This window comes from Caballeronia sp. LP006, assembly GCF_031450995.1.
Taxonomy (GTDB): Bacteria; Pseudomonadota; Gammaproteobacteria; order Burkholderiales; family Burkholderiaceae; genus Caballeronia.
This window is the reverse complement of sequence record NZ_JARTVW010000006.1, coordinates 403,024-425,605: the sequence shown is the minus strand read 5'-3', so window position 1 is coordinate 425,605 and position 22,582 is coordinate 403,024. Positions and strand designations below refer to the sequence as shown.

The 22,582-nt window shown below is 57.0% G+C and carries 13 protein-coding genes and 2 pseudogenes; 12 read left to right on the top strand and 3 right to left on the bottom strand.

The features are described from left to right. Positions 1–42 precede the first annotated feature (42 nt). The 8 genes from P9250_RS32500 to P9250_RS32465 all read left to right on the top strand — a co-directional run bounded on the left by P9250_RS32500 (position 43) and on the right by P9250_RS32465 (position 12,554). Positions 43–1,287, top strand: coding sequence for a D-amino acid dehydrogenase (locus P9250_RS32500; protein WP_409015001.1), 1,245 nt, complete (start codon positions 43–45; stop codon positions 1,285–1,287). Between the two features lie 453 nt (positions 1,288–1,740). Further along, positions 1,741–3,228, top strand: a complete 1,488-nt coding sequence (locus tag P9250_RS32495; protein WP_310397620.1) for an APC family permease — start codon at positions 1,741–1,743, stop codon at positions 3,226–3,228. Between the two features lie 1,341 nt (positions 3,229–4,569). Further along, entirely contained in the window at positions 4,570–5,313 is a 744-nt protein-coding gene (locus tag P9250_RS32490) for a hypothetical protein (protein ID WP_310397618.1), read from the top strand. Between the two features lie 85 nt (positions 5,314–5,398). Next, entirely contained in the window at positions 5,399–6,739 is a 1,341-nt protein-coding gene (locus P9250_RS32485; RefSeq protein WP_310397616.1) for a phage integrase family protein, read from the top strand. Beyond that, positions 6,720–7,244 (top strand): tyrosine-type recombinase/integrase, encoded by a 525-nt coding sequence (locus P9250_RS32480; RefSeq protein WP_310397614.1) that lies wholly within the window; start codon positions 6,720–6,722, stop codon positions 7,242–7,244. Before P9250_RS32485 ends, P9250_RS32480 begins: the two co-directional genes overlap by 20 nt. Before the next feature lie 422 nt (positions 7,245–7,666). Further along, positions 7,667–10,858 (top strand): hypothetical protein, encoded by a 3,192-nt coding sequence (locus P9250_RS32475; protein WP_310397612.1) that lies wholly within the window; start codon positions 7,667–7,669, stop codon positions 10,856–10,858. Beyond that, entirely contained in the window at positions 10,852–11,316 is a 465-nt protein-coding gene (locus P9250_RS32470; protein WP_310397610.1) for a response regulator, read from the top strand. The genes P9250_RS32475 and P9250_RS32470 overlap by 7 nt, the downstream gene beginning before the upstream one ends. After that, the gene (locus P9250_RS32465; RefSeq protein ID WP_310397608.1) at positions 11,310–12,554 is read left to right on the top strand and encodes a hypothetical protein; all 1,245 of its coding nucleotides are present in this window, start codon (positions 11,310–11,312) and stop codon (positions 12,552–12,554) included. The genes P9250_RS32470 and P9250_RS32465 overlap by 7 nt, the downstream gene beginning before the upstream one ends. A 97-nt stretch (positions 12,555–12,651) precedes the next feature. Here the strand turns inward: P9250_RS32465 and P9250_RS32460 are convergent. The 3 genes and pseudogenes from P9250_RS32460 to imuA all read right to left on the bottom strand — a co-directional run bounded on the left by P9250_RS32460 (position 12,652) and on the right by imuA (position 17,913). Continuing rightward, positions 12,652–15,798: pseudogene (locus P9250_RS32460) on the bottom strand (error-prone DNA polymerase). A 14-nt stretch (positions 15,799–15,812) separates the two neighbouring features. Next, on the bottom strand, positions 15,813–17,276 hold the full coding sequence (locus P9250_RS32455) for a DNA polymerase Y family protein (RefSeq protein WP_310397606.1): 1,464 nt from the start codon (positions 17,274–17,276) through the stop codon (positions 15,813–15,815). Continuing rightward, positions 17,200–17,913 carry a translesion DNA synthesis-associated protein ImuA gene (gene imuA / locus P9250_RS32450; RefSeq protein WP_310397604.1) on the bottom strand — a complete coding sequence of 238 codons (714 nt, stop codon included), beginning with the start codon at positions 17,911–17,913 and terminating at the stop codon, positions 17,200–17,202. The genes P9250_RS32455 and imuA overlap by 77 nt, the downstream gene beginning before the upstream one ends. Before the next feature lie 101 nt (positions 17,914–18,014). Here imuA and P9250_RS32445 point away from each other — a divergent pair, with 101 nt between their 5' ends. The 4 genes and pseudogenes from P9250_RS32445 (at position 18,015) to P9250_RS32430 (ending at position 21,625) form a co-directional block, all read left to right on the top strand. Then, positions 18,015–18,296 carry a hypothetical protein gene (locus tag P9250_RS32445; protein WP_310397602.1) on the top strand — a complete coding sequence of 94 codons (282 nt, stop codon included), beginning with the start codon at positions 18,015–18,017 and terminating at the stop codon, positions 18,294–18,296. A 94-nt stretch (positions 18,297–18,390) separates the two neighbouring features. Beyond that, positions 18,391–18,735 (top strand): hypothetical protein, encoded by a 345-nt coding sequence (locus P9250_RS32440; RefSeq protein ID WP_310397600.1) that lies wholly within the window; start codon positions 18,391–18,393, stop codon positions 18,733–18,735. A gap of 51 nt (positions 18,736–18,786) precedes the next feature. After that, positions 18,787–19,745: pseudogene (locus P9250_RS32435) on the top strand (SOS response-associated peptidase family protein). Between the two features lie 467 nt (positions 19,746–20,212). Next, positions 20,213–21,625, top strand: coding sequence for an ATP-binding protein (locus tag P9250_RS32430; RefSeq protein ID WP_310397599.1), 1,413 nt, complete (start codon positions 20,213–20,215; stop codon positions 21,623–21,625). The last annotated feature ends 957 nt before the right edge of the window (positions 21,626–22,582 follow it).

Here is a 22,582-nt window from a genome sequence, read left to right as displayed (position 1 = left end):
GTTTTGGCGCGTGGCAAGGAATCTCACATTGGACCTTTACAAATGGAACGAATCGCCATCATCGGCGCCGGCATCACGGGCGTCTCGACTGCCTACGCCCTCGCACAACGCGGCCACGACGTGACCGTGTTCGAGCGCCATCGCTATGCGGCAATGGAAACATCGTTTGCCAACGGTGGACAGCTTTCAGCCAGCAACGCGGAAGTGTGGAACAGCACGGCCACCGTGCTCAAGGGCATCAAATGGATGCTGCGCTCGGATGCACCGCTGCTGCTCAATCCCAGGCCTTCCTGGCACAAGTACTCGTGGATCGGCGAGTTTCTCGGCCAGATTTCGAACTATCGCCACAACACCATTGAAACCGTGCGGCTCGCCATCGAAGCGCGCGAGCATCTGTTCTCGGTGGCGCAGCGCGAGGGCATCGAGTTCGATTTGGAGCGGCGCGGCATCCTGCACGTGTACGAGGATCGTAAGGGCTTCGAGGCGGCATCGAAGGTCAATCTCTTGTATCGCGAAGGCGGGCTGGACCGACGCGCGGTGACGGCGGGCGAGATCGAGTCGATCGAACCGGCGATTCGCGGCAGCTTCTACGGCGGCTTCTTCACGCCGTCGGATTCCACCGGTGATATCCACAAATTCACGCGCGGTCTGGCGCAGGCGTGCGTGCGCAAGGGCGTGGAATTCCGCTTCGATTCGGAAATTACGCAGATCACGCAATCCGTTGACGGCATCCGCCTCGACGTAAGCCGCGCCGTGGCATCCGAAGAACACCGCTTCGACAAGCTCGTTATTTGCGCGGGCGTGGGCAGCCGCCAGTTCGCGTCGATGCTGGGCGATCACGTTAACGTGTATCCGGTGAAAGGCTATTCGATCACCGTCTTTCTCGACGATTCGGACAGCCAGAACGGCGCGCCTTGGGTCAGTCTGCTCGATGATGCGGCGAAAATCGTCACCAGCCGTCTGGGAAGCGACCGCTTCCGCGTAGCTGGCACGGCGGAAATTAACGGCGTCAACCGCGATATCCGCGCGGACCGCATCGTGCCGCTGGTCGATTGGGTGCGCCGCTATTTCCCCGAAATCTCGACATCGCGCGTGATTCCGTGGACCGGCTTGCGTCCGATGCTGCCTAGCATGTTGCCGCGCGTGGGCGCGGGCAAGCGGCCGGGCGTGTTCTACAACACCGGACACGGCCATCTGGGCTGGACGCTTTCCATGGCGACCGCAGAGATCCTGGCGTCCGTGCTCGAAGCATCGCAGGACCAGCGCAGCGCCGTCGCGACCATTTAGTCGTTCTTTCATCATACGACCGGGAGCCGGAAACGGTTTCGGGTCGGGTCGGGTCGGGCGCAGCGAATGATACTTTGGGTAACGAAATAAATAGCCAATGTCGCACCGATGCGATTCGGGCATCGCACTCATGAGACAACACCCAGAATGCATCGAACGATTTAATCAAAAAAGCACCTCTCCAACAAAGACATAAATCGAAAAAAAACCATTGGCGCGGGTTTTGCAGCAAGGGACGTACGGGGTTAGCAAGGTTTTAGCGTCCGGTTTCAAAGGAGGCGCCGACGTTGAATATGACGGCGGCGATAAGAGAAATATCGGCACGTTCGTCCGGCAACATTATTTCCGGACGGACTCGGGAGCGTTTGGAGGAGCACTGTGGCAAATCATCATCACCGCTCGGATTCCGAGCATCTTGCATCATTAGGATACGAGCAGAAGTTCGAGCGGAGCATGTCGCTCTGGTCGAATCTCGCGCTGGGATTTCTTTATCTGTCGCCGTTGGTCAGTGTCGTTTCGATGTTCGCGCAAGGCCTGTCCACGGCAGGCCCGCCGTCCATGTTCTGGATCATCATCGTCGGATGCGGGCAATTGCTGGTGGCGCTGGTGTTCAGTGAAGTGGTCGCACAGTATCCGATTGCGGGTGGCCTCTATCAGTGGGCCAGACGGCTGTGGAACGGGCAGTATGCGTGGCTGCTGTCGTGGATCTATCTGTCCTGCGTGATTGTGGCGATTGCGACTACGGCAATCTTTGGTTCGGGCTTTGTCGCGAATCTGTTCGTGGGGACGAAAGAGCATCCGGTTGTCGCCATCACGCCGGGCATGACCGCGTGTGTGGCGGCCGGCATGTTGCTACTCGGGATGATCCTTAATTTCACGGGGACAAAAACACTGGCACGTATCGCGGGGGCGGGACTCGCCGCCGAATTGCTCGGCGTGATCGCAGTGGGACTGTATCTGCTGATCTTCGAACGCAAGCATTCGTTTTCGGTGTTCTTCGACACGATGGGCACGTCGATTAACGGTAACTATATGCCGGCCTTCATCGGCGCGGCGCTCGTCGGTCTGTTCATGGTGTACGGCTTCGAAGCATGCGGCGAAGTGGCCGAAGAAGTTCCAAATCCCGGCCGCCAGATCCCTAAGGCGATGATGCTGACGGTGGTGGTGGGATGCGGATCGGCCATTTTCTCCTTCGCGGGCTATGTGCTCGCCGCGCCCGATCTCACGCTGATCGTGGCGGGCAAGGTGCTCGATCCGATCCCCGAGATTCTTTATCACACCATCGGCTTCTGGGGACTCAAGGCGTTTCAGGCCGTGGCGCTGCTGTCGTTCCTTGCGTGCGTGATGGGGCAGCAAGCCTCCGCAAGCCGCCTCGTCTATTCGTTCGCACGGGACAACATGTTCCCCGGCTCGGCGGTGTTTGCGAAGATGATGAATCACACGCCGGTATGGGCCAACGTCGCGGTCAATTCGCTGTCCGCGCTGCTGATCGTGCTGGTGTATTGCGTGCCGAGTTCGCTATTCCGTATCGCTGGCATGCAGATGTTGGCGGGGTACATCGCGTTTCAGATGGTCGTCATTGCGGCGCTTCGTGCCCGTGCGAAGGGACGGAAGCCGGCCGGTTCGTTCAGCCTTGGCAAGTGGGGCCTCGCGGTGAATGTCGGCGCGTTGATCTACGGCATCTTCGCGTGCGTCGTTATGGCGATGCCGTCGAACGATATGTCGCTCTCGACACTGGACCGATGGATCGCGCTGGTCGGTATCGCGGTGGTAGTCGTGACGGGCGGGCTATATCTGCTGATCGCGAGGCCGCATCTGCGGTCGTCGGCCCCCGAAGGCGATGCGGTCGAATTCGCCGACATGATCCGCGCGAAGGCGCATGAGACACATATCGCGAAAGCGCAACTGGCCAAGCGAGAACGCGCGGAAGCGACGGTTTAATCAGACCGTTCAATTAGTAGCCCCGCAAGCTGCCGCGTGTCATGGGCACCGGCAGCTTTTTTTCGTCCCGTGTCTTGCGCGCGGCATATCTCTGAGGATAGCTAGGCGCGCTGATGTGCAAGAGGTGATTGCGAAAAGGGGTCATCCTCGGTCTTGACTGAAACACCGAGCTTACTTGCAAGCATTATCCGAAGGAACGCTGACCGCCCTGCACGCCAGAAAGACGCTTAATGCCTTGTCGACCCGGCCTGCCTTTGAGTCATTGCTGACCGCTTTGCCGTTGAATCCAGAAAGTTCGACATTGTCTCAAGGTGGATCGAAAACTGCCGTCACACAGAAATATCTTCAGCAGTACTCCGAGGGCCGAAACGCAGACATAAGCGTGCGCCACGTCCAGCAAAGAGCCGAATAGGCCAGTCTGGAGCTAACCCGCATTCCGCGGGTTTTTTTGTTCGTTGCTCTGTCGCAAAAAACCGCAATCTCTTAATTGCAAGACCGCAGTACTACGTGGAAGCGCTATTTCCGTTAATCAACCTACTTTGGCCAACTAACCTTCTCCGGTCCCGCTTGGACACTGCTCTTTACGCGATCGCCCTTGCTTCGCGAGAAGGTGTTCGACTTTCTCTGATGCCGCAATTATCGCGTGCAGTCGGGTCTCGCGCATTTGGCGATCATACTCGTTAATAACCAGCGTGAATTGATTAGTTAGAGCGTCCGTGAAAGTCCACACACCACTGCTTGCGCCATTATCTAACGCATCAAGGGCACCTTTTCGGGCCTGTTGGATTAATGGCAGCGGCAATAGACCATGGCCGGCTGCTGTGATCATCTCGCACATGAGTGAGATTGAAGCCATGTTCATGGCGGTGGCTCTATCCCCTCGATTTTCCCGCATCGCTTGAAACGAAGGCGCGCTTGTAAGCACAACTGGTCAGACTCTGGCTGTTTTAGAGGCAGATACAACTGCTTTTTGCGGCGGGATTGTACGGTTCTCGATTCGGACGACCTTTGACGCTTTTTCGATACTGGCATGGTTAGACGGCGTACGGGCAAAAAGCTTCATATTAGGTCGAGATAAAACGCCGGTGTGGTGGCATGCATTCATTTTTTAACGGCGAGTGCGCGACATCTGTAGGCAATGATCTGCGATTTTGCAGACGTAGGCGACGTTCGTCTGAGCGATAAGATGTGACGCGGCTTGTTCGTCGCAAGACTTTTGATTGCCCGAGCCTATCAACTGATCAAGCCTGATAATCGTATATTATCGGGATAGCATTTCAGGGTAAAAATTGGCTTTATTCAAAACGCGTGAGAGGGCCAAGCTCCGTGGCACAAGACTTCTTGGGCGATTCCGGTGATCAGGGCGATTTCAGCTGGGCCGGCTGGCGGCGACGGTCGCGTGGTCGGCGCGATCCCCGCGAACCTCATGACCCGATCGATCCCAGTGACTCGAACGACCGCTGGCCAGCTGAGATGCCCAGCGTTGAAGTCGCGCGCGTCGTGTTGAAAGTCGATGCGTCGATCACGCTCAAACGCACGGCGGCCGCGGCGTGGCTCACGGCGCAGGGTGACGCCGTGCCCTTGTTGCCGGTGAAACCGACGCGAATGGAACTGGCCGTGGTGATCGCGCTCGCCGAAACCTACGGGACCCCGCTATATAAAGACGCGCGCTTCGTGCCTGTGATCGACTTCATCGCCGACTACGGCGCGGTCGTGTTCGTGCAGCGCGTGATGTATGGCGCGCGACCTGCATCGGATAACAGCGCCGATTTCGACGTCACCGCCTACGCCGCGGAAAACGCGCGGCTCGCGGAAGCGGTGCGCGATGCGCGCGTGGCCTTCGAGTTTCTCTGTGCGACCTGGCCCGAGGTGTTTCTCGCGCAGACGCATGCGGTGCTGGCCGGGCTCGGCATACGAGTGCGGCCGCCGGAGGCGGATCTTGTCCCGCCGTTGAGCGATATCGAAGATCAGCGTCACGACGTCGACGAGAACGACCGCGACAAAGATGGCCATAACCACCGTGACCACCACGACGGTGATGACGAAGGTAACGACTCAGATGGCAAGGAGGGCGGTCATGCCTGAACGCAAGTCGATGTCCAAAGCACCCGTCTCGCCGGTCGCTGCCGTCGCGATCGAACGAGGCTTTACGACCAAGGACTTCACGGCGTTGCGCGCGTTCGTGCAACGCATTGCGCCCGCGATCATCGCGCGCACCTATTACGATCCGGACGAAGACGCGCATGCGGCCACGCCCGCCGCAATGGAACGGCACCTGAACGCGATGCTCGATTCGCTGGTCCAGCTCGCGATGGCGCACGGCTCGTCGGCGCTCGCCACGCACCTGCGTGCGTCGATCAAACAGCACGATCGCCCGTTGCTCACCGCCGTCACCTTCCGCATGGTGACTGAAGCGGCGCAACTCGCGGCAGCGACCCCGCACGCGGACCACCCGATCGGTGCGTGGTTGCGTCCGCGCATCGCGCGACGGCTGAAAGGGGAGGGCATTGCGACACTGGGTGAACTGGTCGCGTTCTGCAACCGGCGCGGGCCGAGCTGGTGGCGCTCGATTCCCCGAATCGGGCGCGGGCGCGCGCGCGCAATCGTGAGTTGGTTGCGCAAGCACCAGGCGAAGTTGCAGCTCACCATCGAGATCGATGTCGATTCGGAGGAGCGCGATGGCGTGCCGCTGATGGCCGATGAACTGGTCGAGGTCGTGCCTGAATACTATGCGGATCGCGGGCCGCTCGGATCGTTGCCACGCCTGCGGCTTGCGCCGCTCGAACGCTTGTCGGTGCCACACGCGCTGTCCGGCGCCGATGGGGAAAACCGCTCGAGCGCGTTCTGCTACATCCAGGCGAATCACGATCTCGATGCGGTGCGCGCGTATCTGAATCGCTATCGCGATCAGCCGAAAACCCTGCGCGCCTACACGAAGGAGCTTGAGCGGTTCCTGTTATGGGCGGTGGTGTTGCGCGGCAAGGCGCTGAGCGATCTGAAGGTCGACGATTGCGAGGCGTACAAGGATTTCCTGAAAAATCCGGACCCGCGATTTGTAGGGGAGCGGTTCGTGCGGCACTCGCCGCGGTGGCGTCCCTTCGCCGCGGGCGCGGATGGATCGGCGTCGTTGTCGGCCGAGTCGCAACGCTACGCGGTGCGTGCGCTACGTGCAGCGTTCACCTGGTGGGTCGACGTGCGCTATCTTGCCGGCAATCCATGGAAGGCGGTCAATGACCCGGCCGTGGTCAAACGGGCGAGTGCGATGAAGATCGAGCGCGCGTTGCCGGCAAAGCTGTGGCGAAAGCTGCGTGGCGAGCTTGATGCGCGCTCGGCCAAGGAGGGCGCGGTGCAGTGGCGCGCGGTCCGCGCGGCAATTCTATTGATGGGCGATTCGGGGGTTGCGCCGCGAGGAAGCCGCGCTTGCCCGGCGCGAGAATCTCATTCCGTCTTTCTACGGGACACCCGATCGACCAGTATGGGAGCTAACTGTCGTGGGCAAAGGCCAGCGTGAAAGAACGGTGCCGGTGAGTGCTGCGACTCTTGATGCCCTTCGGGCACACTGGATGGATCGACATAGAGCCTTCGATCCGAGCGGTGATCATGTAATAAAGAATGGACCGCTCGTCGCGCCTGTCATCATTCCTTGGACGGACGCTTCGCGGCGAAGGCATCGAGCGGGGCAAAGTCCAGTTTCTGCACAGATGAACGAAGCCGGTTACACCGCCGATGGACTGAACCGGCTGATTGGGCGAATGTTGACTGAACTCCTAGTGACCGCAGACGCACTGGATCTGGACGACCGCATGCGGCTTGGACAAGCCAATGCACACGCATTTCGACATACGTTCGGCACGCAATCGGTCGCAGATGACGTACCGTTCGATGTGGTGCAAAAGGTTCTTGGACACGCATCATTGCAAACTACGACCATTTATGTCCAGGCTGAGAAGCGCCGCGTCGTCGAAGAAGTAGCTCGATACTTTGCGAACGACTTAACACGCAAGGGCGTCGCTTGAGCACAAGGCTCCAACAGATTTCATTTTTGTTTCAATGAAATCACTCACTAATCTGCGATCCGTGAGCGCATCGACGCATAGCTTTTGACGCATCCCGCAGCTGAACTACGATGCTTCTACTAACAAAGCATTTTTTTTTTCACGCCACTAAAAGCAAGAATAGAGACTCGAAATTGAGCAAAAAATCTAGAAATCGACCCACCAAAAAGCGGTCTGGGAAGCCTGACGCCTTGCAACTTTTCCGACGCCTCGTGCACTCGGCCAGAACTCCAAGGAGCGGATTAGCTCGGGCTCGCGCCGCGTTACGTCCTGAAACCTTCCCGGCGATCGTTGAGGAACTAGCGCGGCAGCCATTGTATAAGCCGCTTTTGGCACCGACGACCTTCCCAGGGACGCTAAAAGATTTCACTTCGAAACCGCGCTTGCCGCGACTGGACGCAGATGCAGAAATCCTTTGGACCGCATCTGTTCTTGCCCAATACAAAGCAGAACTTCGCGAATTCACCTCCCGCCGTGAAGAGTTCTACGCCTCCTACCTTCGTGGCGAGTTAACAAAAGCACAGAGCCTTCTCCAAGAAATTGAGGCGCTGTTTGGCATCTCCATTTGGCTGCTTAACCAAAGGCTGCAGATCCTTCAGTTGCTTAAGGGCTTGAAAGCGCAAAAGGATCTGCTGGAAGAGGTCGTTACAACACCCGGGTTTAGTCAGTACGCAGCGTGGTTGGTCTACTACTTCAGCGTCCGCGCTGAGGAAAACGTTTCCTACACCAGTCTGGAACAACAAGCCGGAAGCATCATCGACATTCCCGAGCTCGGAGACTACTGGCTGAGCCACGTGCTGCCGTATGACCTTACACAAATCGAGAACATTGGCATTCCAATCGCTCAGGAGGAGCCGAATCCCATTATCGATCGCTACGAGACATTCGTCTCTATGCTTCAACTTTATGCAACGAGGGTTAGCTCCACATCGTTGCATCGACTTAAGCTTGCGTTGGAGCAGCTTGACGGAGTTGCTGATGTCCGCATTACCCGGCTGCAAGAGGTATTTGGACTGCGTAAGCAAGGCTCCGTTGATGCCACGTTGCCGGCTGCGGATTCCTACACGGTCGGACGCTACGACCTGCTACTTCCTGATACTGGGGATAATCTAGAGTTGATCGCGCGATCCGCAGCGATAGCTGAAATCGAAGAATTAGGCGAAGTAGGTTTTTCTATAAAAAGCCAGATTGTGCGCTTGATGGCGGATATTTTAGTCCGGTCCGACAGAGCCGCACAAAGTCGCTTAACTTTAAAGAAGCTCGCCTTGCTGTGTTCCAAGCACGGCTACGGGATACAAATTGCTGCGTTTCTTGAACGGAGGCATGAGCATCTGCAAGTCTCGGAATACACAGAGCTAGATCGGTTGGCGGCAATTGCCGGCCCTATTGATAACCCTTGGAGTGCGCCGATCCTATCTCAGCTAACTCCAGATGTATCCTGGCTCGACAGGCTTAGCGTTATGGACCCGCAATCGCCTTCGATAAGGCTGAGGCAAGCATTGTCGAATAAAAGTAATGAGTTACTAGAGGCTTTGCGGGGAACGGTGCCGGAATACCGCTTTAATTCATACGCGGGGCACATAGCTTTTAGCAACAGTGACTACGACGTGGCGGCCGACTTTTACCGCAAAGTCCGAGATACTGGAAACGACTATCTGGAAACTACGGCAACTCGCTATTTGTTTGAATCCCACTATGCTGTCGGGCGGTACGAAGATGCGATGACGATCGCCGTGGCGGAACTATTGCGGAAGCCGACAGCTTGGGATTCTTATCCACTTGAAAGATTGACGAAGTTGTGTTTGAAGGACCATAGGTTGATCAGCCGAGTTGAGTTGGCGATTCTCGTCTATCTAACTTCGCGTCACATCGACCCGAAATGGGAACGTGAGTTGTCGGACATATACGAAAATGTTCTTGACAATCTTGGGTTCGCCCGGCCTTCGGAGATAACCGATACTTTTTTTGACGCTGGCCAACCTGATCACCACCTGTGGATTTTCTTTCTACGCAACATTGCTATACCGCGCGTGCTTGACGACACAACGGCATTCGACGATGTTGACGCAGTCGATCAGGAGCGAATTTCCGTTCTCCAGATTCTCAACAAAGCGGATCCCGAACATGGGCCGATATACTTAGCAGAGATTCGAACAATCACTCGCGACCTAAACGTAGCCCATTTCCTCAAGAAAGTTCAGTCAAGCAAGATCTACGTGGATGAAAGTGGAGTGCGGCGCGCGCTTGAAGTTACGCTGAAGGAGTCATTTGCGCGATATGAACGATTGTTGAGTTTTCCTGCTTTAGCCTATCAGGCTGAGAAGCTGACTAAACGGCTCGTTGCAATGCTTAACGTAAAGGGCAGTCCTGAGCTGAAGGAACTGAAACTGCCCGCATCCGAGTTGGAAGGCCTGGTGCAGTCGATGCTTTCAGACACAGTCCACGAGTTTGCGCTCAACCCCGCTTTTGGTCTGGATACGCACATAAGTACTTCGATTCGGCATGGCTCCTTTGAAGGGCATTTAAGAAGCCCTTTAGCGTTGGAGAACCTTTTGTGCGCCCGTGTCGATGGAGATTACGCACTCCCGGCTGTTTGGCGAGACGAACTCTACACACTTGCGCAGGAGGAAGTTCAATTTGTTAGGAAACAACTTGGGAGATTCACTCAAAGGTTTGAGGAGCTTGTGCAAAGCTACACTAAGCAAAAGCTGCATATCCGAGCAATAGGCGACAACGTTGCTATGTTTAACTACCATTCGTCGGAGGGTGAGCTTGTTGCACTAGAAGCTTCTGTAGCTGAAAATCCCAATTACGAGCTAGTAGTGGACAAGCTGATCGCATACTGTTGGTTCCTGACAGACAGGTCCCTTGATGCTATTCGTATGGATCTCCAGACCTCAATGAGGGGCCAGCTGACTATCGCGTTCGATGTTTTGGTTACCAACCTTGAGTCAAAACTTCGACATGATCAGATAGTTTCTATGATTGACGCTGTGGCGCGGGCGCGTGTCTCGTTGGATTCTGCACTTCATGACGTGATTGAATGGTTCCATAAACCGACTGATCTCTCCCGAGAACCGTTTGAGTTCGATTTAGCGGTGCATGTTGCGATGCTGCAGGCGACGAACTGCTACACACAAACGTCACTTGTTCCGACTCTCAACTTGGCAGCTACTCTGAAGATTCCTGGCGCTTCACTTGACGGGTTATGCGAACTAGTTTTCATTCTTTTTCAGAACGCAATTATTCACGGGCTTGTTGAGGATGGCGGAGTAAAGGTAAAAATCAGCACATCGCGGCGCGAAGGGTCGGTCTTGTTGGAGTGTCGGAATCTCATCCCGGAAGACGTCGACCTCGCTGAGCGACGAGCGACGTCTGACGCGGCAATGCGACGTTATGAGCGCGATTCTGCGTTGAAGAGGGCACGAAGCGAGGGAGGCTCAGGTCTATCCAAAATATGGCGGATCGCTGAATTCGATCTTCGGGTGAAGCATAGTATTGAGTTAGAAGTGACAAACGAGCGGGAGTTTGTTGCGAAGGTCGAATTGCGAGGGGAGGCGGTGGACGAATGCTGACTTACGTTATAGAAGACAGTCCCGCAAAAGCATCTGCGATTCTGCATTTCTTGGGCGCACGCTATCCTGACTGCCTCGCCCATTTGTATGCAAGTTTCCAAAGTGGACTAAAACAAGTCGAATCGCTGACTCCGCAGTTGATCATCCTTGATATGACATTGCCGACTTTTGATCGGGTTCCTAACGGCCGAGAAGGGCGATCGCGCCCGCTTGGAGGTTACGACTTACTACGAAAGTTGAGACATCGCATGATCAACTGCAAGGTGATTGTGGTTACGCAACTCGAAACGTTCGGTGAAGGTGAAGATAAGATTAGCTTTGCCGAAATCACATCAGTCTGTGAGCGAGAGTTTCCGGGCTTATTCGTGGGGAGCGTGTATTTCGACCAGGGCTCGACCAATTGGCAGGGGCAGCTTGGATCATTGATCGATGAGGTCAGAAAGGAAGGAACATGTTAAAGATCTTGATCGTAGAGGATGAACAGGAAAAAAGACGCTTGATCGCTGCGGCGGTTCTCGGTACGCAGGGAATCAATGAAGAAGACGTCGAATACGCGACAGATGTCTCCGCCGCGAAGCGAGCGATACGTCGATGCCGCTTTGATCTCGTAATTCTAGATATCAATTTGCCCGAGAAGCCTGACGCGTACGCGACCGCTGGAGCGGGGCTCCAGGTCGTGAGCTTTATAAAGAATAACGTCGCTGCGAAACCGCCAGGTTACTTGGTGGGCATGACGGCTTATGACGAAAGCGCAGATGCTGCGGCGGACGAGTTTGCTTCCCCACTTTGGAAGTTGGTTCGTTTTTCCTATACCGAGAACGGATGGAAGCAATCTTTGGAGCTTGCGCTTGAGTACTTGGTCCAAAAACACCGCCCTCCATACGTGAGCGATGGAAAAACCTATCATACTGATCTTGCCATTTTTACCGCACTGGATGAGGAGTTGGAGAGCGTATTGGCTTTGAACGCAAATTGGAGCCAAGAGGTCGTCGCGCATGATCATGCGCGTTACTACGTCGGAACGTTCGCATCACAGCATCGCCCAATGCGAGTTGTAGCGGTCGCGGCACCAAGAATGGGAATGCCGCCAGCGGCGGCAGTCGCTGCAAAATTGATCAGTACCTTCAGACCGCGAACGCTCGTAATTGCGGGTATCTGCGCCGGAGTTAGAGGAAAAACCGAACTAGGGGATATCCTCATCGCCGACCCGTGCTTCGATTGGGGCAGTGGAAAGTGGGTTCGTGACGAAACAACGTCTGAGCTTCGCTTCAGACCCGCGCCGTATCAGTGGCGTCTGGATGAAAGGCTGCGTGCTGGTGCGCGCGCGGTCGCCTTGACACCGGGCATTCTCGATGGGATTCATCGCCAATTTGAAGGGGCTCGGCCGGCTAAAACACCTCGAGTAATCATCGATGCGATGGCGTCTGGCGCGTCTGTTCTGCAAGCGGCGAGGCTTGTCGATGACGTCCGCGACCAGCATAAGAACCTTGTTGGGGTAGAGATGGAGAGCTACGCGGTCTTCACAGCTGCGGAGTACGCTTCGGAACCGCGACCAGCGTGCATTGCAATAAAGTCAGTTTGCGATTTTGGCGACGAGACCAAATCTGACGACGCACATACTTATGCCTCATACACTAGCGCTCAATTCTTGCACTCGTTTGCGACAGAATTTCTTGCGGGAGAAGAAGTCGCATAAAGAAAAAATAAGACAGTCAAGCTCGTAGATATGTTTCACACGGTTTGACGGCTGTCTTTTGATTTCTTGGAGAATATTGGCTTGCCGACATAGCTGATCAACAGAAGTTTCGACTGGTCGTTGCAAGGCCACCAAGCAAATGAGACATGTCGGCAAGCCGCTGTGCCACAAGGTGCCGAACCTCACCTTCACATTGCCAGGTGCCGTACACCGCGAGTAATGACGCTCCAAGGGCTTCTCGTCGGTACGTCTCCAACAGCGAAGGCCAAACAATTACGTTTACATTGCCAGTTTCGTCTTCGATAGTGATGAACATCACCCCCTTCGCAGTACCGGGGCGTTGTCGCACCGTGACCAGCCCGCATCCCCGAGCGAGACGTCCATTTCTATAAGTGCGCAGTGTTGAGGCCGGCATGAGTCGCTGCTGGAGAAGTGTAGGACGCAACAGTGACAACGGGTGCCTGCCGAGCGTCAGCCCCGTCGAGTGGTAGTCGCTCACAATGTCGTCGGCCTCTGATGGTGCACCGAGTGCCGGTGTTTCGTCGTCGATGCAAGTGTCGGAGAGAAGATCTCGGTCAGGCACAGCGGCAACCGATTGCCAAAGCGCTTCGCGCCGGTTGCCCGCGAGCGAGCGTAGGGCGTTGGCTGCCGCCAGCACCTGAAGATCGTGGCGATCAAGTTGCGCACGCCGCAAGATCAGTGACGCTTTCGAACGGTTTGACGGCTCGCGCGTTTTCAATGCGCTCGGCGGCGCCGTCGCGCATTCCCTTGAGTAGAGAGAGCCCTAGACGAACGATTGGCGTCGCGCCATGATGCTGTCGTTCGAGGACCGAATCCCAGCCGCAGATCGTGACATCGATCGACGCTACCTTGACGCCATGACGCTTCGCATCTTGTACGAGCTGTGAGGGCGAATAGAAGCCCATCGGCTGGCTGTTCAGCATTGCAGCGAGGAACGCGGCCGGTTCATGGCATTTGAGCCAGCTACTTGCATATACCAGCAGCGCAAAACTCGCCGCGTGGCTCTCCGGAAAGCCATATTCACCAAAGCCCTTGATCTGCTCGAATATCGCTTCCGCGAATGACTGGTCGTAGCCGCGCTCTTTCATCCCATTGACGATGCGGTCATAGTACTTTTCCAGCCCGCCCTTGCGTTTCCATGCTGCCATCGCGCGGCGAAGCTGATCGGCTTCGCCCGGCGTGAAGCCCGCCGCGAGAATGGCAACCTGCATCACCTGCTCCTGGAAGATCGGCACGCCGAGCGTGCGACCCAGTGCGATTTTGAGTTCCGGACTTGGATACGAAACAGCCTCGATTTTTTGCCGCCGCCGCAGATAAGGGTGGACCGCGCCACCCTGAATCGGTCCCGGCCGCACGATGGCGACTTCGATCACGAGATCGTAGAAGGTGCGCGGTTGCATGCGTGGCAACATGCTCATCTGCGCGCGCGATTCGATCTGGAACACGCCAACCGTATCCGCCTGCGAGATCATCTAGTAAGTGACCGGATCTTCCGGCGGAATGTCCTGCATCTCGAAACGTTCGCCGCGTTGCTCGGAAACGATATCAAGCGTGCGGCGAATGGCCGACAGCATGCCGAGCGCAAGCACATCGATCTTCAGGAGCCCAAGCGCTTCCAGGTCGTCCTTGTCCCATTGGATCGCGCTGCGATCCGCCATCGCTGCATTCCCGACGGGTACAAGTCGCGTGAGTTTGCCGCGGCTGATGACGAAGCCGCCTGAATGCTGCGATAGGTGTCGCGGAAAATTGAGGATCTGCGCGGCGAGCTTCGCCCACATTCGAATGAGCGGGTTCTCCGGATCAAGCCCGGTTTCTTCGAACCGGCGCAACAGGTCCTGAGAGTGATCGAACCACTGGTGGCTTTTTGCCACCTTGTCGACGATCTGTGGGTCGATGCCGAGCGCCTTGCCGGTCTCACGCAACGCACCGCGTGGCCGGTATGTGGAGACCGCCGCCGCGATCGCCGCACGATCTCGACCATACTTGCGGTAGATGTACTGGATGACTTCTTCTCGCCGCTGATGCTCGAAGTCCACATCGATATCCGGCGGCTCGCCGCGTTCCTTCGAGATGAAGCGCTCGAACAACATGTTGCCGCGCGACGGATCGACTTCCGTCACGCCCAGGCAGTAGCACACGGCGCTATTCGCCGCCGACCCGCGCCCCTGACACAGGATGTGTTGGCTACGCGCAAACCGCACGATGTCGTAGACCGTAAGGAAGTACGCCTCGTACCGCATCTCGCCGATCAGCTGCAATTCGTATTTGATCTGTTGCTGCACCTCATGCGGAATGCCGGCCGGAAAACGCTTGTGCGCGCCGATGTACGTCTCCTGGCGCAGATACGCCTCATGCGTAAAACCTTCGGGCACGAGTTCATCGGGATACTCGTAGCGCAGTTCATCCAGCGAGAACGTGCAGCGCTTAAAGATGTTGAGCGTTTGAGCGATCGCGTGCGCAGGATAGAGGTTCGCGATCCGCAGCCGCGAGCGAAGGTGTTGCTCCGCGTTGGGCGCGAGATCGTAACCGCATTCGGCAACGGGCCGGCCGACGCGAATGGCTGTCATCGTGTCCTGAAGCGGCTTGCGTGAGCGCACATGCATCACCACGTTGCCGAGCGCGACGACTGGCACGCGATGTTGCTCGGCGACGTACTCGACACTGCCGCAATGAATATCATCCATCGCGCGCTGATGCAGGATCAGCCCAACCCATGCGCGCGCGGAAACGTCTCGTTGAGCCATTCGATCTGTGCAGAGAGCCCGTCTTCCTTTGCCGGAAAATCCGGCACAAGGATCGCCAGACAATCAGGCATGCCACGCAGGTGTGCGTACGCCGGTTCGGGCTTCGAAAGATCATGCGGCGTGAGCATGTACGTGCCCTTCGTGGCGCGCATGCGCCCCAGCGTGATTAGCTCGGACAGGTTGCCGTAGCCGTTGCGATTCTGTGCGAGCAGGATAAGACCGAATGCCGGACTCTTGTCTGCTTGAACGAGCTGGAAATACGAGCCTATGATCAGCGGCAGCTTTTCTTCCTTCGCCTGGACGTGTGCGCGCACGACACCGGCGAGCGAACATTCGTCCGTGATCGCGAGACCCAAATAGCCGAGTTGCGACGCGCGCAGCACGAGTTCTTCGCCATGCGATGCGCCGTGCAGAAACGAGAAATTCGTGAACGCGAAAAGCTCCGCGTAGTCGGGAAGGGTCGACGAGAAAAGATCCACGGCCACACCACCGACTATCCGAAGAGCCCGTGCAGGAACCACCGAACTTCCTCGGTCTTCACGCTCGGTCGTTCGCGATAAATCCAGTAGCAGCTTTTATCGGTGGCTTCCGCGACATAGTAGTCGCGCGTCACCAGTTGGCCGTCGTACCAGCCGGCCTCGATGCGCTCGCCCGTCGAGACGAGTTTCAGTGGCGAGCCGTAGAACGGCCGGTGATGCTTGATCATCAGCCGTACGGGCGTGTCGAGTAACCACGTCGGCCGCGGCAGTTCAGCCGGAGGCGCGCACGCCTTCGTTGTGTCCTGTACGGGCACCCACTGATTCGCGTGTTCCGGCCGGTGGTCCGATGTCGGCGCAGGCCGCAAGACGTTTTCGACGCCCAACCTCGCCACCAGCAGTTCGATCAGTCGATTATGGTCCTGGGCTGAACCGCCGGGATCAGGAAACAGCGAATCGCTCGGCGGTTCCGCCGGCTCGACTTTGGACGCTGTCAGGCGTACTGCGATGACGGCCGCTTCGAGGTCGATGCGACCGAGCCGTTCCTTCAACAGTCGAACAAGGTGTTCCTCGTGCCACGTCGGTTCAGCCAGCGCGATGTCGATCGTCGTCGGCTCAATCGCCTGCCGGCCGCGTTCATGTTCGAGCGTGATCGTCGCCTGCGTGAGCGCGAGCTGTTGCGCACTCAACCATCCGCACAGCTGGACAATCAGGCGCCTCGCTGAAAAGAGGATGGCTTCTGCATGTTCGACGCGATCGGGCAACTCGGTACGTGCACTGAACGAGGGCGGCAACTCCAGCCATTCGTAGAGCTCGGGCGACAGGCCGTAGGCGCGGTCAAGAGAATCCAGTAAATCCACGCCACACCTCTTCTTGAGACCTGCCCGCGGCAGGCGACGAACATCATTGAGCACGCGGCACCCGAGTCCGTTGAACCAATCGGCGAATGACCGGACTTCGGGGACGATTACGAAAGGCAACTGTCCCAGATAGCGTTCGAGCGAACCCATCTTGAGCACGCGCCGGCGGCCGCGTTTGGCCAGCAGCCAGGCACCTTGCCCCGTCGGTGCGACGCTCATTCGGGCAGTGACACCGATCGCGTTGACCACCTCCTGGATCTGCCGGCACACGCGTCGGATGCCGCCGAAGAGTCGAAGACTGGCGGTGACGTCGACCAGAATCGTTTCTTCTTCCCGCACCGCCACCTGAGGCGAGAAACGCAGCAGCGCGAACGCGACTTCGCGCTGCACATCAAGCTCCCGCAAAGGGGTGCGGTCGTACATCAGCGCGTCGGCGGTGAGTGTCGTGACCCCGCCGCGCTTCATCCCCACCATCACGCGCGCTTCCCTTGCTGCCTGGTCCAGCACGATGACTTTGTCGCGTTCCAGTACCACACAGCCGTGCTTAGTCGGAGGTGAGTACCTCGGCCGGAACACTTCCAGCGAAAGCCGGGGCAGGAAGATGGCGACGAACACGGCCATGAGGACTGAGCAGAATCGGAGATGGTTGGAGATGGATGGACAGTTGATCGGTTCGAGTTGGGCCTCGTCGCTTGATGACATCGACGTCGAGGCCGCCGTCGGCGGGTCGCACACCGAGCCGCAGGGCTGCTGGTGACGAATCCTGAGCGGCGGCAAGCGGTCGGACCAGAATCAGCAAGGTCTCTGTCGCCTGTGCCGCCAGATGCAATCGTCGTAACGCTTCAGAGCGGATGTGCTGTTGCCAGACAAGCAGCGCGCCGCAACTTCGGGCATTGAGCACGCGCTCGGCGCACCAGAGCGCATCCGCCGTCTTCGGCGCGCGCAACAACATGAGCTTGTCCAGCGGCACGCCCAGATAGGCGAACGCCAAGCTGTTCGGCACGTGAGGCGCCTGCAGTAGCGCGACCGGCCGTTTGCTCGCGGCGACCAGAGCGGGTTTGAGCAACCGCATCTCGCCAATGCCCGGCTGCTGAACCAGCAGCTCCACCAGCGCGCCGATCGGCCAGCCGCCACCGGGCAGCTCCGCCGACAGGGCCGCGTAGCCGGTGTCGACGGTCTTGCCGTGGGCACGGGCGAGTTGGTGGCCGCGCCACAAGCTTTCGTGGATTGACGAGATGTCTTTTGGCAGAGCGGCCATGGCTGCTAGGTCTGGACGAAGTACTGTATATTTGTACAGTATCGTAACTCAAAATTAGCAGCAGTGAATTGCCCCTTTAAAGGTCGCTCCTGGAGGCGCGAATGGATATGCTTGTACGGAAGCACCCGATGCCGGAGATCGCAGACTTCGTTTCCAGCCTGCGCGACGCTTTCGGTGACGCGACCATTGACGAGGCGATCGCACGCGGCAAAGCTGGCGAGCCGACATTTCTCGCACGGGAAGCGGGCCGGACAATCGGCACCCAATCGATCGACAATTTCAACTGCTGGACGGCCGACGACAGCGTGCACAATCGTCGCTACTGCAAAGGATGCGACGGCTCATGCGTTGGAACGGCCGTGCGCTGTAGCCAGCGTAGGTGACGGAACGCAGACGGTTGAAACGTGTCGTGTTGCCCGCAGTTGCAGGAAGTGAACAGAAGGCATCAACAATCTGGGGGACCGAGCGGGCAGAGCAATGGACCAACTCGACATCGATTACATTCCTGGCGCGCGCGCCGACCTGTTGTGCTTTTTGGTGGCGACCGTTGCCGCATCCCACACGTTGACGTGTGAGTGGCGAATCGACCATCTCGTGGAGAGCGGTCGAATCTGGCTGGTCCGAAACGTCGTTTCGATGGACTGGCTCGATCGTGTGCTGCTCGGTCAGCTCGCGCTGAAAATCGCGAAACGAGAATTGAAGGAGGCCGGCATCGCCGTGCGGCAGCGTGACGTGCAGGCATTGTTCACGAGCGAGATGGCGCTCAATCACGCCAGCACCGTGGTCCAGAAGATGATGAAGGTGTGCAAGGAATCGCTCTGACGAGCATGCCCGCGACTCAGCCCGCCCACCGATCGATCAAGGAGATGATGCATGTGCTACTCGGCCCAAATCCAGGCGGATTTTCGGAAGTACGTGAAGACCTTCGGTGCCCACATGGGCATCGAGGAGTTTGCACGCCTCTACTTCGAACGGGCCGAGGGTAGCAAAGCGAAAATCCCGAAGGCGATCGATGAGAATTTCCGCGATCCGCAGACTGACCTTGAACGGCAGATTAAAACCGCCATCGAAGCATTCAACGCCGAGCAAACCACAAAGCTCGAGCAAGAGCTGTTCAAACAACGGACGCGACTTACCAAGGCCGAGCGTGCTTTGGAGACAAAAGTCACGAAGGTCGCGTCAGAAGACAAACGCATCGCTACGAACAAAATCGAGAACGCGCTCCGCGGACTTGAAGACATCCATCGAACGGACTCGAAGCGGCGCGACTTACGAATTTTCCCCGAGAGCTACGCACCGGTGCTGGTGATGGAAGACGGCAGGTACGTGGTGAAGCCCATGCGCTATAAATTCCGCATCGCCGGCAAGCCCACAACTACGATATTAAGTACCCCGGAACATATAATGCGCGTTTCGATAATTTGGAATGCTTCTGGAAGCCGTGCTTTGGTGTAAAGCACGGCATCATGTTAGCGGACGTTTTTTACGAGAACGTCAAACGCGCAAGAAACGAAAATACTCTACTTGAGACGCACGATCGAGAAGAAAACGTCGTCCTGGAATTTTGTCCCAGCAACGGTCAACTGCTGCACGTGGCCTGCTTGTGGTCTCACTGGAGCGCGCCCGGTCAACCTGATTTGCTGTCATTCGCCGCTATCACAGACGAGCCGCCTCCGGAAGTCGAAGCTGCCGGTCATGATCGCTGCATCATTCCGATCAAGCCTGAGAACATCGCGGCGTGGTTGAATCCGACATCATCAGATTTGGACGCGATGTATGCCATTCTTGAAGACCGCGACCGGCCTTACTACGAACATCGACTCGCAGCGTAAATCGAACGGTTTTTGCGTGCGGTCATCGCAGCTCATCGTTCGGGAGCCACATCAACGCGCCGTTGCGCTCGTTTCCGGCGATAGATGTCCAAGTGCGACCGTCTTCGTCGACTGCAACGCATCCCGGTTGCCAGTGGTCAGGATTGCGGAGGCTATTCACCCAACTCTGCACGTCGCCGTTGAATATCACGACAACGCCGGCGCGACCTACATAACCGTTTGCCTGGCGCCAGCGGGTTGCTGTATCGAATGGTTCCACGACATTTCCTCTCTGCATCATCCGGCGTCACTCCATGCATCGACATGTTAGCGAGAACGGTGATCTACGATCAAGTGCGACAGACGGGAGGCAACACACAACACGCGATGGGCGGCCCGGGTCGGTCACCACAAGATGAGATAATGCGCCTGCCCCCACCGCTGGCTCACGGTTCTCGACCAGACTGTTTCTTCCTTATTGAAATCACATGCGCACGACGTTGGATCAGGTGAATCGCTGGCTGTCCGCACCCTCTGAGAGTGAACATTTAGAGTTCAAAGAGGCGAAGGAGCAGTACGACCTTACTAAGTTGAAGCGCTACTGCGTAGCCTTGGCTAATGAGGGTGGCGGCAACCTAATCTTCGGCGTGTCGGACAAACACCCGCGCCGCGTGGTGGGTACTTCTGCGTTTCAAGATCCATCGGATGTCGCGAGTAAGTTGTTCAGCGCCCTTCGGTTTCGGGTTGATGTTGAAGAGTTCGCACATGCCGACGGTCGTGTATTGATCTTTCACGTTCCGAGTCGACCCAATGGGACCGCATATAGTCTCGATGGGGCGTATTGGATGAGATCGACTCACGAACTTGTTCCCATGACTGAAGACCGCTTACGCGAGATCTTTTCAGAGGGAAAGGCAGAATGGCTCTCCGAGGCTGCCATGTCCGGATGCACTTCCGAACAGGTGGTCGCGCTACTTGATTCGCAGGCCTATTTCGATCTGATCGGGATGCCCTATCCGACCAATCAGAGCGCTGTGCTCGCCAGGCTGGAAGGGGAGCAGTTGATTCATCGAATCGGTGAGGCGTGGACGATCTCCAACCTTGGGGCGATTCTTCTTGCGAAGCACCTTGAGGCCTTTCCGCTTTCCGTTTCGCGCAAGGCTTTTCGACTGGTCGTGTACGAAGGCACGAGTAAGGTACAAACGAAGCTCGATCAAATCGGAAAAGAAGGATATGCGCTTGGCTTCGAGCCGTTGCTTTCGATGCTTCACAGTCTTGCACCGAAAAATCACGTCATCGAGCAGGCGCTGCGTGAGGAAGTTCGCATGTTTCCCAAGCAGGCGCTGCGCGAGCTGATCGCGAACGCACTCGTGCATCAGGACTACTCGCTCACAGGCATGTCGGTCATGATCGAAATGTATGCAGATCGGGTCGAGATTTCCAATCCGGGCATCCCTCCGATTCCGCTTGAGCGCTTCATCGACGAATATCGATCCCGCAATGAACGTCTTGCCGACATCATGCGCAGGATGGGGGTCTGTGAAGAAAAGGGGAGCGGGATCGACAAGGTCATAGCCGCTTCTGAGATATACCAACTTCCCGCGCCGGACTTCCGGGTTGGAAACGTTCGGACGACATCGGTGATGTTCGCCCATCAGGACTTCAAGGACATGAGTAAGGGCGACCGGATTCGAGCGTGCTATCAGCACTGCGTGCTGGAGTACGTGAATAATCGACGCATGTCGAATCAAGGCCTCAGAGAACGCTTTCGACTACCCTCAACGAAGGTCGAAGTTGTTTCGGCGATCATTAATCAAACGCTCGAAGCCGGAAAGATTAAGTTAGATGATTCCGAGTCTACCTCTCGCCGGTATGCTCGATATGTCCCTTATTGGGCGTAGGCAGCGTTAGGCTCATCTAAAAGCAAACTAATGGTGGCACTGGTCACTTGAAAAAAATGTTTGTAAATCAACTTCTTACAATCTAAAAGCAAAACTATCCAAGGGGTAGTTGTCGCATCGCCATTGCGCGACACTCTGCCGTTCCGCACTGTCTCACTGTCCCATCCTGGTAGTCCCGTACGCATCCACGTCAGCTGTTGCGGTCCAATGACGGAGGAGCGCCGGCAGGGTTGCCAAGCACCAAAGGCCCGAAATCCATACCGACCAGGAATGCTCGAACGCGCATCGAACTGACATTGCGCCTGTTCTAGCCGATACCAACCTTGGTACCCATCCACCGCCTCGGCCAAATCACTGTCGCGATGCCGAATATGCCGACCAACAATGAGACACGAGGCAACGTAATCATCCGTCCAGCGGACGGCCCGGGTTGGCGAGTGTCGTTCCCTCGCAAAAAGCAGCCGTTCGATGTGGTCGTTCTGCATCAGCATGATGCGCTGAAACTTGCTGAAATGATGCGGCCAGATCTGACGATTTGCTTACTCGATAGCACAAAGGTGCCCGAGGCCCCTGCCGGTTCCGCCAATCGCTAGACAAAATCCATTAAACAAGTAACTACATGTCAGAATGTCCGCATCACTGTTTCTGACCCGGAGCGTGTAGACATGCGGACAGATGAGGATACGGATACCAGCTGTGTCGTGATTCGGCGCAACTACGATGGAGGTTGGCGTGTCGAGTCAGCCGGCCAGACGACAACGTTGGTATGTATCGTTACAAGCCAGACCGAGGCGCTCTCCCTTGCGCGTCAGCTCGATCCTCGCGGTCTGATCCGCATTTGCCCTCCAATCGTCGCCGCTCGTGACCGCGCCATGTACGATCTTGATGAGAGGCTAAGCGCCAGTGTCGCTTAGCCATCAGCGGCTCTTGAACTAAATCGCTCTTGGGCCGACCGAA

Bases quoted from the DNA above. Each gene is read 5' to 3' on its own strand.
- P9250_RS32500 (WP_409015001.1), top strand. From the start codon at position 43: ATGGAACGAATCGCCATCATCGGCGCCGGCATCACGGGCGTCTCGACT.
- P9250_RS32495 (WP_310397620.1), top strand. From the start codon at position 1,741: ATGTCGCTCTGGTCGAATCTCGCGCTGGGATTTCTTTATCTGTCGCCG.
- P9250_RS32470 (WP_310397610.1), top strand. From the start codon at position 10,852: ATGCTGACTTACGTTATAGAAGACAGTCCCGCAAAAGCATCTGCGATT.
- P9250_RS32465 (WP_310397608.1), top strand. From the start codon at position 11,310: ATGTTAAAGATCTTGATCGTAGAGGATGAACAGGAAAAAAGACGCTTG.
- P9250_RS32455 (WP_310397606.1), bottom strand. From the start codon at position 17,276: ATGGCCGTGTTCGTCGCCATCTTCCTGCCCCGGCTTTCGCTGGAAGTG.
- imuA (WP_310397604.1), bottom strand. From the start codon at position 17,913: ATGGCCGCTCTGCCAAAAGACATCTCGTCAATCCACGAAAGCTTGTGG.
- P9250_RS32445 (WP_310397602.1), top strand. From the start codon at position 18,015: ATGGATATGCTTGTACGGAAGCACCCGATGCCGGAGATCGCAGACTTC.
- P9250_RS32440 (WP_310397600.1), top strand. From the start codon at position 18,391: ATGGACCAACTCGACATCGATTACATTCCTGGCGCGCGCGCCGACCTG.
- P9250_RS32430 (WP_310397599.1), top strand. From the start codon at position 20,213: ATGCGCACGACGTTGGATCAGGTGAATCGCTGGCTGTCCGCACCCTCT.